At 69.1% G+C, this 12665-nt stretch carries 14 protein-coding genes; 10 read left to right on the top strand and 4 right to left on the bottom strand.

Annotated elements, in window-relative coordinates; all coding sequences use genetic code 11:
- Window positions 1-243: 243 nt before the first annotated feature.
- Entirely contained in the window at window positions 244-1449 is a 1206-nt protein-coding gene (locus LGY53_RS36855; protein ID WP_225731321.1) for an MFS transporter, read from the bottom strand.
- A gap of 113 nt (window positions 1450-1562) precedes the next feature.
- Between LGY53_RS36855 and LGY53_RS36850 the strand changes: the two genes are divergently transcribed.
- On the top strand, window positions 1563-2054 hold the full coding sequence (locus tag LGY53_RS36850; protein ID WP_167472238.1) for a MarR family winged helix-turn-helix transcriptional regulator: 492 nt from the start codon (window positions 1563-1565) through the stop codon (window positions 2052-2054).
- 31 nt (window positions 2055-2085) lie between these two features.
- Here the strand turns inward: LGY53_RS36850 and LGY53_RS36845 are convergent, their stop codons facing one another.
- Window positions 2086-2508 (bottom strand): cupredoxin family copper-binding protein, encoded by a 423-nt coding sequence (locus LGY53_RS36845; protein WP_225731320.1) that lies wholly within the window; start codon window positions 2506-2508, stop codon window positions 2086-2088.
- A 110-nt stretch (window positions 2509-2618) separates the two neighbouring features.
- Here LGY53_RS36845 and LGY53_RS36840 point away from each other — a divergent pair, with 110 nt between their 5' ends.
- The gene (locus LGY53_RS36840; RefSeq protein WP_225731319.1) at window positions 2619-4061 is read left to right on the top strand and encodes an NAD(P)H-hydrate dehydratase; all 1443 of its coding nucleotides are present in this window, start codon (window positions 2619-2621) and stop codon (window positions 4059-4061) included.
- A 17-nt stretch (window positions 4062-4078) separates the two neighbouring features.
- Here the strand turns inward: LGY53_RS36840 and LGY53_RS36835 are convergent, their stop codons facing one another.
- Complete coding sequence (locus LGY53_RS36835) at window positions 4079-4414, bottom strand: helix-turn-helix transcriptional regulator (RefSeq protein ID WP_225731318.1); 336 nt, start codon at window positions 4412-4414, stop codon at window positions 4079-4081.
- A gap of 67 nt (window positions 4415-4481) precedes the next feature.
- On the opposite strand from LGY53_RS36835, the gene LGY53_RS36830 reads away from it, so the two are divergent.
- The 7 genes from LGY53_RS36830 to tsaD all read left to right on the top strand — a co-directional run bounded on the left by LGY53_RS36830 (window position 4482) and on the right by tsaD (window position 9918).
- Window positions 4482-4820 (top strand): putative quinol monooxygenase, encoded by a 339-nt coding sequence (locus LGY53_RS36830; protein WP_225731317.1) that lies wholly within the window; start codon window positions 4482-4484, stop codon window positions 4818-4820.
- Between the two features lie 68 nt (window positions 4821-4888).
- A complete protein-coding gene (gene alr, locus LGY53_RS36825; RefSeq protein ID WP_225731316.1) occupies window positions 4889-6049 on the top strand; it encodes an alanine racemase in 1161 nt (386 codons plus the stop codon).
- Window positions 6046-7137, top strand: coding sequence for an alpha/beta fold hydrolase (locus tag LGY53_RS36820; RefSeq protein WP_225731315.1), 1092 nt, complete (start codon window positions 6046-6048; stop codon window positions 7135-7137). The genes alr and LGY53_RS36820 overlap by 4 nt, the downstream gene beginning before the upstream one ends.
- Window positions 7130-7582, top strand: a complete 453-nt coding sequence (tsaE, locus tag LGY53_RS36815; protein WP_225731314.1) for a tRNA (adenosine(37)-N6)-threonylcarbamoyltransferase complex ATPase subunit type 1 TsaE — start codon at window positions 7130-7132, stop codon at window positions 7580-7582. Before LGY53_RS36820 ends, tsaE begins: the two co-directional genes overlap by 8 nt.
- A gap of 85 nt (window positions 7583-7667) precedes the next feature.
- Window positions 7668-8360, top strand: coding sequence for a tRNA (adenosine(37)-N6)-threonylcarbamoyltransferase complex dimerization subunit type 1 TsaB (gene tsaB, locus LGY53_RS36810; RefSeq protein ID WP_225731313.1), 693 nt, complete (start codon window positions 7668-7670; stop codon window positions 8358-8360).
- A 2-nt stretch (window positions 8361-8362) separates the two neighbouring features.
- Complete coding sequence (gene rimI / locus LGY53_RS36805; protein ID WP_167479004.1) at window positions 8363-8878, top strand: ribosomal protein S18-alanine N-acetyltransferase; 516 nt, start codon at window positions 8363-8365, stop codon at window positions 8876-8878.
- Window positions 8875-9918 (top strand): tRNA (adenosine(37)-N6)-threonylcarbamoyltransferase complex transferase subunit TsaD, encoded by a 1044-nt coding sequence (tsaD, locus tag LGY53_RS36800; protein WP_225731312.1) that lies wholly within the window; start codon window positions 8875-8877, stop codon window positions 9916-9918. Before rimI ends, tsaD begins: the two co-directional genes overlap by 4 nt.
- Before the next feature lie 70 nt (window positions 9919-9988).
- Here the strand turns inward: tsaD and LGY53_RS36795 are convergent, their stop codons facing one another.
- Window positions 9989-11560: an Hsp70 family protein gene (locus LGY53_RS36795; protein ID WP_225731311.1), complete on the bottom strand. Its 1572-nt coding sequence runs from the start codon at window positions 11558-11560 to the stop codon at window positions 9989-9991.
- Window positions 11561-12254: 694 nt separating this feature from the next.
- Here LGY53_RS36795 and groES point away from each other — a divergent pair.
- Complete coding sequence (gene groES, locus LGY53_RS36790; RefSeq protein ID WP_040686722.1) at window positions 12255-12554, top strand: co-chaperone GroES; 300 nt, start codon at window positions 12255-12257, stop codon at window positions 12552-12554.
- Window positions 12555-12665: the final 111 nt, after the last annotated feature.

Raw genomic sequence — 12665 nt, 5'->3', positions numbered from 1 at the left:
GGGCGGGTCCCAACCCCCCAAACCCCGCCCCCAACCCCCCACGCCCCCCGGGGCAACCTGCCACCCCCCACCCCCCGGTGGGGGGGCCCCCGCCCCGGGGGCCCCACCCCATCACCTACTTCGAAACACGCCCTAGGCGAGTGCCTCGCGCCGGAGCTCGGCCCGGCGAACTCGATGGCCCGGAGTCGTTGGGACTCCGGGCCATCGGCGTTGCGGACGGGAAAGGGGCGAATTTCGGGTGAGCTAAGCCCGGGATTGCGTTGCACCGACCAGTTTTTCGGCCGAAATCACCGAATCCCTTGCGGCGGTGGATCGTTCCAGCCTGCTGGAGACCACGGCCAGTCCCAGCGCGACCGCAACCAGCCCGACGCCGACCCAATTCGGTGCGGTGTAGTCGAATCCGGCCGCGATCACCAAGCCGCCGAGCCAGGCCGAGATGGCGTTGCCGAGATTGAACGCGCCGATATTGAGGGCCGAGGCCAGGGTCGGTGCGGCGGCGGACTGGTCGAGCACCCGCTTCTGCAGCGGCGGTACGGTCGCGAAACCCAGTGCGCCGATGAGGATTACGGTGATGGCGGCGGCTGGTTTGCTGTGTGCGGTGACGGTGAACAGGGCGAGTGCCAACCCGAGCCCGGCCAGGCTCCCGTAGAGCATTCGCATGAGGTGTTTGTCCGCGTATTTGCCGCCGATCAGGTTGCCGAGGAAGAAGCCGACGCCGAACAGCACGAGCAGCCAGGTGACCGAACTCTCCGCGTATCCGGTGACCTCGGTCATCATCGGCGCCAGGTAGGTGATGGCCGCGAAGACGCCGCCGAAGCCGAGCACCGTCATCGCCATGGCGAGCAGGACCTGCGGGTTGCCGAGTACGGCCAGTTCGTGCCGCAGCCGGGCATCGCGCGGGGCCGGCTGGTTCGGTACCAGCGCGGCGACGCCGACGAGGGCGGCCAGGCCGACCAGTGCGACGAGCAGGAAGGTGACCCGCCAGCCGAACTGCTGGCCGAGCAGGGTGCCGAGGGGTACGCCGATGACGGTCGCGACGGCGAGCCCGGTGAACATCAGCGAGATCGCCTTGGCCCTGCGGTCCGGCGCGACCAGGCTGCCCGCGACCACCGAGCCGATGCCGAAGAAGGCGCCGTGCGCCATCGACGCGACGATGCGCCCGGTCAGCATGAGTCCGAAAGCCGGTGCGACGGCTGACAATACGTTTCCCGCGATGAGCAGTCCCATGCTGGCCAGCAGCATGCGCTTGCGCGCGATCCTGGCGCCGATGCCGGTGGTGATGGGCGCGCCGACCAGTACGCCGAGCGCGTATCCGGTGACCAGCAGCCCCGCGGTGGGGATGGATACGGCGTAGGTGTCCGCGATATCCGGGAGCAGGCCGACGACGACGAATTCGGTGGTGCCGATGGCGAACGCCCCCAGTGCCAGGGCGAGGAGTGCGAGCGGCATGGATGAGGCCTCCACATGTCATTGCGTCCGAGGTTTACAGTCGAGAACAATAATTGCATACGCCTGTTAATTGCAAGCGCGGGCTATTTCGAATCTGGGCTATCCTGGATGACATGACCGCGGACGCCGCTCTGACCGGCCTGGCCGATGGCTGGTACGCCCTGTCGCTGCTGCACGACCGGATCGAGGCGCATATCGAGCGCGCCCTGCAGACCGGCCACAACCTGAGCGTGCGCGAGTACTCGCTGCTGGTCGTGCTGAGCCGCCAGCACGACGGGCCCGGCGGACATCTGCGGATGAACCAGGTGGCCGAGGCCGTCGTGCTCAGCCAGAGCGCGACCACCCGCCTGGTCACCCGGCTGGAGGATCGCGGGCTGCTACAGCGCTACCTGTGCCCGGACGATCGCCGCGGGATCTACACCGACGTGACACCCGACGGACTCCGGCTGCTCGCCGAGGCCAGGCCGACGCACGATGCCGCGCTCGCGGGCGCACTCGGGCAGGCCGCCGCCAATCCCGGACTGGCGCCGCTGGTTTCGGCGGTCGAGGCGTTGAATTCGGCGGGGTCCGGGGGAATTCGCCCGCGCGACTACCACCCGGTCTGAGCTATCCGAATTCAGGTGGCGGACAGCGCGATTACTGTGCGGTGACGGTGCCGCGCATCTCCGGATGCAGCGAGCACATATACCGATAGGTTCCGGGTGTGGTGAATGTGTAACTCCACTCGCCCTTGTCGAAGATGGGGCTGTTGATACCCATCGCCTTGTCGCCGATGCCCTGCACGCTGTGTGGGAAGCGGTCGTGGAACTTCCAGGTCACCGTGTCGCCCACCTTCACGGTCACATCGGCCGGGCTGAACTTCATATCGGCGACATCGACCGTGATCGTCGCCGGTTTCGGCGCGCCGGGCGCGGCGCTCGCCGAACTGGCCGCCGCCGTCGTCGTTTTCGCGGCCGAGCCGGAATCGCCGCCACCGCAGCCCGACAGCAACAGCGTTGCCGCGACGGTGAGCGCGGCGGTGACCGGCACGAACCCAGCGCGAAGACTGACAGTTGGCATGGTCGTCAAGCGTAGTCGGCGCCACCGGCGAACCCGCGTCGGGCCACGGGGACGCCAACGGCGGACAATGTGACGAACGAGAGCCGAGCGACTCAGTGGAGGCGAGCGCCATGTCCCAGCGGGGTTACTTCACCGCCGACGAAGTGCGGGCGGCGGAGGCCGAACTGTTCACCCGGGTGCCGGATGGCGTGCCGATGCGGCGGGCGGCGCACGGGCTGGCCACCGTGGTCGCGGGCGAATTGCGGGCGCGCACCGGCGGGGTCGCGGGGCGGTCGGTGACGCTGCTGGTCGGCTCCGGTGACAACGGGGGTGACGCCCTGTGGGCCGGTTCGATGCTGCGGCGGCGCGGTGTCGCGGTGTCCGCCGTGCTGCTGAACCCCGAGCGTGCGCATGCGAAAGGTCTTGCCGCGCTGCGTAAAACCGGCGGCCGCATCGTCGCGGAAAGCGGCACACCGGATTTGGTGATCGACGGCATCGTCGGGATCTCCGGTCGCGGCCCGTTGCGGCCGCGAGCCGCGGAACTCGTTGCCGCGCTGGAGGCGCCGATCATCGCCGCGGATCTGCCGAGCGGTGTCGATCCGGATACCGGCGCGGTGTCCGGGCCCGCCGTGCGCGCGGACGTCACGGTCGCCTTCGGCGCGTACAAGCCGGTGCACGCGCTGGCCGCGCCCTACTGCGGCCGAATCGAGTTGGTGCCCATCGGTTTGCGTCTGCCCGAGCCGAATCTCGCGGCGCTGGAACCGTCCTCGATCGGTGCGGCCTGGCCGGTGCCCGGCCCCGCCGACGACAAATACACCCAGGGCGTCACCGGCATCTGTGCGGGCAGCGCCACCTACCCGGGCGCCGCCGTACTGTGCACCGGTGCGGCCGTCGCGGCCACCTCCGGCATGGTCCGCTACGCGGGGACCGCGGCGCATGACGTGCTCGCGCGCTTTCCGGAAGTAATTGCCGCTGAAGACGTTTCGAAAACCGGCCGGGTTCAGTCCTGGGTGTTCGGACCGGGCGCGGGCACCGATGCCGACGCCCGCGATCGCCTCGCCGAAATCCTGGCCACCGATCTTCCGGTGGTCGTCGACGCCGACGGCCTCACCCTGCTCGCCGCCGACCCGGATCTGGTCCGCGATCGCCCGGCGCCGACCGTATTGACCCCGCACGCAGGCGAATTCGCCCGGCTCACCGGTCGCGAGGTGGGGGCGGACCGGGTCGCCGCCGTGCGCGCCCTGGCCGAATCCTGGCAGGTCACCATCCTGCTCAAGGGCCGGGCCACGCTCGTCGCCGATCCGGGCCGAGTGGTTCACGTCAACGAGGCGGGTGGCTCCTGGGCGGCCACCGCCGGTGCGGGCGACGTCCTCTCCGGCATCATCGGCGCACTCCTCGCCGCGGGCCGACCTCCGGCCTGGTCCGCCGCGGCCGCCGCCCGCGTCCACGCACTGGCCGCGAATCTTTCGGCCCACGAGGAGTTTTCGGCCGGTGCACCGACCTCCGCCGCCCCGCTGCTCGATCACATCCGCCCCGCCATCCGGGTACTGCGCACATTGGCCACGGCAGGCTGAATCCGGTGGCGCTGGCCCTATGACCGCGCCGAATGCGACTCTCGTTCGCCTTCCGCCTGAAGGAGTTCCAGTAGTCCCGGGAATCGGGCCGAGACCTCGGCGCGGCGCAGCCGGGCCATATTGCTGTTGCCGCGGTTGACCTGACGGATGAGACCCGCGGTGCGCAGGGTCCGGAAGTGGTGGGTCAGCGTGGCCTTCGAGACCGGCAGGTCGAAGGAGGCGCAGGTGCGTTCGGTGCCGTCCGGCTCGGCGAGCAGGGCCACGATCACGCGTCTGCGATGGCGATCGGCGAGTGCGGCGAGGACCGTGCCCAGGTCCATCTGCTCGGGGGTCGGCTCGTCGATATCGGGCAAGGCGGCCTCTCACGTAGGTACGATTTGCTTCTTACCTCAGATCGGCATAGCGTCCCAAGGTATGGAAATGATCATACCTAATCTCGACAATATTCCATTCGCGCTGGTCGGGGTCGCGCGCGCGAAACCGGAACGCGCGGCCGAACTGCGCGAGTTGCTGCTGTCGTTCGTCGCGCCGACCCGCGAGGAGGACGGCGCGCTCGAATATCACTGCCACGAGGACAGCGCCGAGCCGGGCAGTTTCGTGTTCTACGAGGTGTGGCGGTCGAAGGCGGACCTGGACCGGCACCTCGAACTGCCGCATATGCGGCAGTTCCTGGCGCGCCGGATGGACTATCTGGAGCGCGACTTCGACATCAAATTCCTGACGATGCACAGCCCCTACCCGCGCCCGATCAATGCCTGACGGCCGCAGCTCACCGACCCGGAACGAGAGCACGAGCGGATAACGCGCTCGCCGGACCACGGTCCAGGATGGCAGGATCAACAAGCGTGAATGCGCAAGTGGAGACGGTCATCGATCTGGAAGCCATCGCCCATAACGTGCGGGTCCTGCGTGCATACGCCGGTGACGCCGCCGTGATGGCGGTGGTCAAGGCCGACGGCTACAACCACGGCGCAGTCGAGGTGGCCCGAGCAGCCGTCGCGGCGGGGGCCGCCGAAATCGGTGTCACCACCATCGACGAAGCCCTCCAGCTGCGCGCGGCCGGGCTCACCGTGCCGATTCTGTCCTGGCTGAACGGATCCCACGCCGACTACGCCGCCGCCGTCGCCGCCGATATCGAACTCGGCGTCTCCTCTGTCGCCGGATTGCGAGCCGTCGAGCGGGGTGCGCGGCAGGCCGGGCGGACCGCGACGGTGACGCTGAAGGTGGACACCGGGCTCAACCGCAACGGCGTACCACCGCACGAACTCCCGGAGCTGCTTCCCGCGCTGCGGAATCTGGTCGACGAACAGGTGGTGCGGTTCCGCGCCGTCTTCTCCCACCTCGCCTGCGCAGACGAACCGAACCATCCGGCCAACGACCGCCAGCGCGACCGGTTCCTGGACGCCATCGCCGCGGCGAAGGAGCACGGCCTGGAACCGGAACTGGTGCATCTGGCCAACTCCCCGGCCACGCTGCTACGGCCCGATCTGGCCTTCGATATGGTCCGCCCCGGCATCGCCATGTACGGGTTGAATCCGGTGCCGGACCTCGTCGACGCGGATCTGCGGCCCGCGATGACCTTCCAGGCGCGGGTCGCCCTGGTGAAGCGGGTCGCGGCGGGGGAGGGCGTCTCGTACGGCCACGAATGGGTGGCGCCGCACGACACCACCGTCGCACTCATACCCGCCGGTTACGCCGACGGCGTCTTCCGCTCGCTCGGCGGCCGCTTCGAGGTACTGCTCGGCGGTGCGCCACGCCCGAGCGTCGGCCGGATTTGCATGGACCAGTTCGTCGTCGACCTCGGCGACAATGCGGCGGGCATCCAAGAGGGCGATATCGCGGTGCTGTTCGGCGGCGGTCCTGGCGAACCGCGGGCCCAGGATTGGGCCGACCGGCTCGGCACCATCCATTACGAGATCGTCTGCGCGCCACACAGCCGGGTGGTCCGGCGGCATGTCGGAGGACCGGCGGAGGCGAGCACTCGATGACCCGGCGGACCCGCGTTGCGGTGCAGGGCGGGCTGGCCACGGCGGGCGTTGTCGCCGCGCTGGCCGGGGTGCACGCCCTGCGCCGCGCGGGTGCGCATGTGCTGTGGCCCGCCCGGCGTGACGAATATCGCGACGAGAACTTCGGGCTCATCGAGGCCGATCGCTCCGGCACCGTCACCACCGCCGACGGTGTCGAGCTCGCCACCAGGGAATGCGGTCCCGCCGACGCGCCCGTCACGGTGATCTTCGTCCACGGTTTCTGTAACACCATGGAGTCCTTCCACTTTCAGCGTCGTGATCTGGAAAAGCGCTGGGGCCCAAGGGTGCGGCTGGTGCTGTTCGATCTGCGCGGGCACGGCCGATCCGGCACGCCGAGCACCGAGAGCTGCACCGTCGCACAGCTCGGCCGCGACCTGGTCGCGGTGCTGGAGGCCGCCGCACCGACCGGACGCGTTGTGCTGGTTGGGCATTCGCTCGGCGGGATGGCGGTGCTCGCGGCCGCCGCGCAATTCGCCGACCTGTTCGCCGCCAGGGTGATCGGGGTCGGACTGCTGTCCACGGCCGCCGCCGAGGTCACCGCGGCGGGCATCACCCAGCTGCTGCGCAGCCCGGCCATCGACGGATTCCGGCTGGCCGTGCACACCGCGCCCGCGTTGATGCAGGCCGGACGCAGTACGGCTCGACATGTGATCGCGCCCATCCTGCACGTCAGCTCGTATCACGGTCCGGTGAGCCCGACGCTGTCCCGCTTCACCACCCACATGATCGATCGCACACCCGTGGAAACCATCGTGAAGTTCCTGAAGGCGATCGAACTGCACGACGAGTCCGCGGCGCTGCCGACCTTGGCGAATACACCGGTGCTCGTGATCGGCGGCATGCACGATCTGGTCATCCCGTTCCGCAACTCCCGCGCGCTGGCCGCCGCCCTGCCGAACAGCGAGCTGATCCGGCTCGCCGAGGCGGCGCACATGGCGCACCTACAGTTCCCGGATATCGTCAATGCCGCGCTCGACCGGCTGCTGGTCCGGGCGGGCGCGATCGAACCGGAAGGGCGCCAGCAGGAATCGGAGGTGGTGGGTGGCTGAGCGACAGGAGCGCGTCCTGCCGACCGTCGAGGATACGGAGGCGCTGGGCCGCGAGTTGGCCGCCGGACTGCGCGCGGGCGATCTGGTGGTGCTCGACGGACCGCTCGGCGCGGGCAAGACGGCGCTGACCCGAGGCATCGCGGCCGGGCTCGGCGTGCAGGGCCGCGTGAGTTCGCCCACGTTCATCATCGCCCGCCAGCACCGTGCCGGGCAGCGCGACGGTGCGGACCCGGTGCCACTGGTGCACGTCGACGCGTACCGGCTCAGCGGCGATCTGGACGAGTTGGACGCGCTGGATCTGGATACCGACCTGAATCAGGCTGTGGTGGTTGTGGAATGGGGTCGCGGCGTCGTCGAGCATCTCGCCGACCGGCACCTGCGGGTGCTGCTGTCGCGGGAACCCGATTCCGAGGTGCGCACCGCCGTCTGGGAATGGGTGGACTGAGCTCCGCCCCGGGCGGCAGGCGCTTGCCGCCGACGGGGTGGGTAAACTCCTTGCGCAGCTACCACCCGGTATCGTTGGGGCAATCATGCTTGTACTAGCTGTCGACACCGCGACACCCGCCGTTACCGCGGGATTGGTGGAACTGGAGCCCGCCGCAGGCGCGGCACATCCCGCCCAGGTGCGCACCATCGCCACCCGGGTGCGGGTCGACGCTCGCGCACACGCCGAGGTGCTCACCCCGCAGATCCTCGAATGCCTCACGGAGACAGGACGTTCCAGATCCGAGCTGGCCGCGGTGGTATGCGGGGTCGGGCCAGGGCCGTTCACCGGTCTCCGGGTCGGCATGGCCACCGCCGCCGCCTTCGGTGATGCGCTCGGCATTCCGGTGTACGGGGTGTGCAGCCTCGACGCGATCGCCGCCGATGCCGCCGCGGATCTGACCGAGGGCGCCGAACTGCTCATCGTCACCGACGCGCGCCGCCGCGAGGTCTACTGGGCGCGCTACCGTGACGGCGCCCGCATCGCCGGGCCCGATGTGAGCAAACCGACCGACCTGGATTTCGGGCAGGCCACGGTGATCGCCGGATCCGCTTCGCACGTCGACTTTTTCGATCTTCCGGTACTCCCGGTGGAGACGCCGTCCCCGGCCGGGCTGGTGCACATCGCGACCCCCGAACTGCTGTCGTACGCGGTGCCGGAACCGTTGGTCCCGCTGTACCTGCGCCGCCCCGATGCCGTCGAGAACAGCTACCGCACCCTCGACCGGACAGGGGCATGACGGTGGCGATCCGCATCGAGCCGATGGGGCTCGCCGATATCGAGCGCTGCGTGGAACTGGAGCAGGTGCTGTTTCCCGAGGACGATCCCTGGCAGGCCGTCGCCTTCCGTTCCGAACTCGCCGGGCCGCACAACCGCTACATCACCGCCCGCGACGAGACCGATCGCATGGTCGGTTACGCGGGTGTCGCGCTGCTCGGTGATGCCGAACACCCGGAGGCCGAGGTGCACACCATCGGCGTCGACCCCGACTGTCACCGCGCCGGCATCGGAACACTGCTGCTGGAGGCGCTGCTCGCGGAGGCGGGTAAGCGCGGTGGGCCGGTGTTCCTCGAGGTGCGCACCGACAACACCCCCGCCATCGCGCTCTACGCCAAGCACGGCTTCCACATCATCGGCCTGCGGAAGAACTACTACCAGCCCAGCGGCGCCGACGCCTACACCATGCGCCGCCCCGAGCTGGCGCCGTTCCCGCCCGCCGACGCGGCGCTGACCCAGCCGGACGAGGTGCTCTCGTGATCATCATGGGTGTCGAAAGCTCCTGCGACGAAACAGGAGTCGGAATCGTCCGGCGCCGCCCGGACGGCAGCTGCGAACTGCTCGCCGACGAGGTCGCCTCCAGCGTCGATCAGCATGCGCGGTTCGGCGGCGTCGTCCCGGAGATCGCCTCGCGCGCACACCTGGAGGCGATCGTGCCCGCCATGCGGCGCGCGCTCGCCGCCGCGGATATCGAACGACCCGATGCGCTGGCCGTCACCATCGGACCGGGTCTGGCCGGTGCGCTGCTCGTCGGTGTCGCGGCCGCGAAAGCCTATGCGGCGGCCTGGGATATCCCGTTCTACGCGTTGAACCATCTCGGCGGGCATGTCGCGGTGGACACCCTGGAGCACGGCCCGATGCCGCCGTGCGTCGCGCTGCTCGTCTCCGGTGGGCATACGCATCTGTTGCACGTCAAGGATTTGGCGGAACCGATCGTCGAGTTGGGCAGCACCGTCGACGACGCCGCCGGTGAGGCGTTCGACAAGGTGGCGCGGCTGCTCGGCCTCGGCTTCCCCGGCGGTCCGGCGCTGGACGCGGCCGCCCAGGGCGGCGATCCGCGCGCGATCGCCTTCCCGCGCGGCATGACCGGCCCGCGCGACCCGCGCTACGACTTCTCCTTCTCCGGTTTGAAAACCGCCGTCGCCCGCTATGTCGAGGCGGCTCAGCGCAACGGATTCGCCGCCGACGACCTCCCGATTTCCGATATCGCCGCCTCCTTCCAGGAGGCCGTCGCCGATGTGCTCACCATGAAGGCCATCCGCGCCGCGCAGGATGTCGGCGTCGACACCCTGGTACTCGGCGGCGGCGCCACCGCCAACTCCCGCATCCGTTCGATGGCCGAGGAACGCTGCGCCGCAGCCGGTTTGACCCTGCGGGTGCCGCGCCCCCGGCTCTGCACCGACAACGGTGTGATGATCGCCGCACTCGGCGCTCATGTGATCGGCGGCGGAGCAGCGGCGTCGACCTTGCATGTGGCAACCGATCCGGGCCTGGCGGTATCGGTCAGCCAACTCCGCTGAGCCGCAGCCGTTTTCGTTCGCGATAGGACAGATTGCTTGTCGTAGGTAGCGTTTTCGCGTGCAGGAACCCTCAGTCCAAATCCCCATAAGGCAACATCAACCCCGGCAACGGAATTCGGTTCGATGACCCGGTCCGCGGCGGCAACGGGATCCTGCCCTTCGCGGGGGCCTGCGTCGTACCTGGTGTCCAGTTCGGTACTGGCGTTTGCGCCCCGGGAGCGGTGCCGGAGCCGGAACCCGCACCACCCTGAGATGGGGTCGCGGGGGCGAGTAGGGGACCGAGTAGGCCGGGGAGTTCGGGGAAGGGGATGGGCGGCAGGTTCGGATCGGGGCGCAGGGTCGGTTGGCCTGCGGTGGTGGTGGGGGCGGCGGGGCCGCTGTCGGGGTGGGTGGTGCTCGGCTGGCCGTGGTCCTGGGTGACGGACGGCAGGTTGCCGGGCGGCCGCGGTGTCGAGTCGTGGGTGCTGGTGCCGACGCCGCCGGAGCTCGGTACGAGGGGCGGGGCGATGCTGATCGGCGGGGTCGGCTGGCCCGCGCCGCTGGTGGTGACGACGGGTGCGATGGGGTGGTCCTGCGAGGCGGGCGAGAATTCCTTCACGCCGTAGCCGATGACCAGTCCGACCACCACGACGGCGCCGGCCAGCGTGCCGACCACCTTGGTGAACGTGCCGCCGGGCGCATCGGATCCGTTGGTCGGGAAGACCGCCGGTTGCATCGAATCGGCAACCAGCGCAGCGCCTTTCGCGATCACGGCCTCCGGGTCGGGCACGGTGAGCACGGGAACGTCGAGCTGGTCGCCGAGGGTGGTCAGCACGGCCGGGATATTGGCTCCGCCGCCGATCACCGCGACGGCCTCCGGGAAGCGCGGCGCCCTGGCGAAGACCGCCGCGGCGAAGACCGCGGTCTCGCGCAGCAGGTCGGCCACCAGCTCCTCGAAATCGGCCCTGGTGAGCTTCAGCGGCTGCCCGGCCACATGGTCGATGGTGACGGCGGGCGCGATGGACAGGTGTTCCTTGGCGGCGCGGCCGCGGTTGGTGAGCATATTCCGGTTCGGCCGGGTGCCGCGGCGGGCGTAGTGCAGGTCGACCAGGTGGTGGTAGATCAGCTCGTCGATGGCGTTACCGCTGATCGCGACGGTGCGTTCGGTGTGCAGCACGGTGCAGTCGGCCGGATCCGCGACGGTGACGCTGAGCCCGGACGCGCCGAGGTCGACGATGGCGACGGTGTTGTAGCGGTCGAGCAGGCCGGTGTGCTGCAGGTAGGTGAGCGATGCGGTGCCCTCCGGGACCAGCTTGAGGTCGCGCTGTTTACCGGTGGCCGACCGGATGACCTGTGCCTGTTCGCGATTGCGGTACGCGACCGCGACGCTGGTCGGCGGGCGGGCGGTGACCGGTTCCACGCTCAACGGACGGGTGCCGGCGAACCGGGCGCCCACGGGGTGGGTGAGATCGTGCGACGGGGTGGCCGGCAGCTGATTGGTCATCAGCTCGATGGAGGACGCGACGAGATCGCCGAGGTCGGAGTGTGCGGCGTCGGCCGACACCACGCGGTAGTCGAATGTTTGCGCGCCGTTGGACGCGGTTGCCACCAGCGCCGAGCACACGACCTCGTGCCCGGCCGAGATGCCGAGGGATGTTCGCATGTTCACCTCCCTTCGAGCGGATGGTCATGGTGGTGCCGACCATCTCGAATGGACTGCCGCACCGCCGCGTGGTTGGCGAGCGATACGTGCTCGAGATCCGGCCGGACCGTTGTCCGGATGGGGCGCGTCGGCCGGCCTTGGATCACGTGTTGCTTGCTCTCTGGTGAAGCTGTTCGAAACGTCTGGTGCTATGACGACGGTGTTTCTGTGACGAAGCATGGCCTCCGATGACGCCGGTTCGTGACGAACACGGTGCCTGGACAGCGACCGTCGTCAATACTGTCACAATCCGTTATCCGAACGTTACAGATTTCCTGATCTCTTGGGAAGGGCTTCGCGCGTCGCGCTCGGCGTGTTAACCGCGTGTCATGAATCGGACAATTGACCAGGTCGGCGGGCCTGTGGTGTGGCGTTATACCGTTTCGGTTGTCCGGGCCGGGTCCGACCGGGCGGTCGCCGATTAGCGGCGGGGCAAATCCGGCTCTGGCAGACCCATCCCTTGAGCGCTGGCACTCGCATGTATAGAGTGCTAGTCGGCACTGTGTTAAGTGCTTGTGCCAGTTTGACTACTGAGCAGGGGTCCCGGCACCCGCGACGACGGGGCTATGCGCAGGGTCAGCATCGTGACCAAAACCGATGGTCCGGGACAACAGTCCCGGACGACCGAAAATCCCCTGAAAGTGGAGGGCTCAACGTGGCGAGCGTGAACATCAAGCCGCTCGAGGACAAGATCCTCGTCCAGGCCAACGAGGCCGAGACGACGACGGCCTCCGGCCTGGTCATCCCCGACACGGCGAAGGAGAAGCCGCAGGAGGGCACCGTCATCGCCGTCGGCGAGGGACGCGTCACCGACAAGGGCGACCGTATCCCGGTCGACGTCAAGGAGGGTGACGTCGTCATCTACAGCAAGTACGGCGGCACCGAGATCAAGTACCAGGGCGAGGAGTACCTCATCCTGTCGGCGCGCGACATCCTGGCCGTCGTCACCAAGTGACGACGGCCCGCGCGGTCGTCCCGGCGAAAGACGGGATCCAGCGGTGATTTTCACGCTTTACCGCACCGCGCGCCCGGCTGACGCCGGGAACGAGTCGGCATGACGCTGCCC

The sequence above is a fragment of the Nocardia sp. JCM 34519.1 genome (genome assembly GCF_020361265.1).
Classification (GTDB): domain Bacteria; phylum Actinomycetota; class Actinomycetes; order Mycobacteriales; family Mycobacteriaceae; genus Nocardia; species Nocardia arthritidis_A.
Note: the sequence above shows the minus strand (reverse complement) of the source record. Positions and strands in the feature narration are given on the sequence as shown.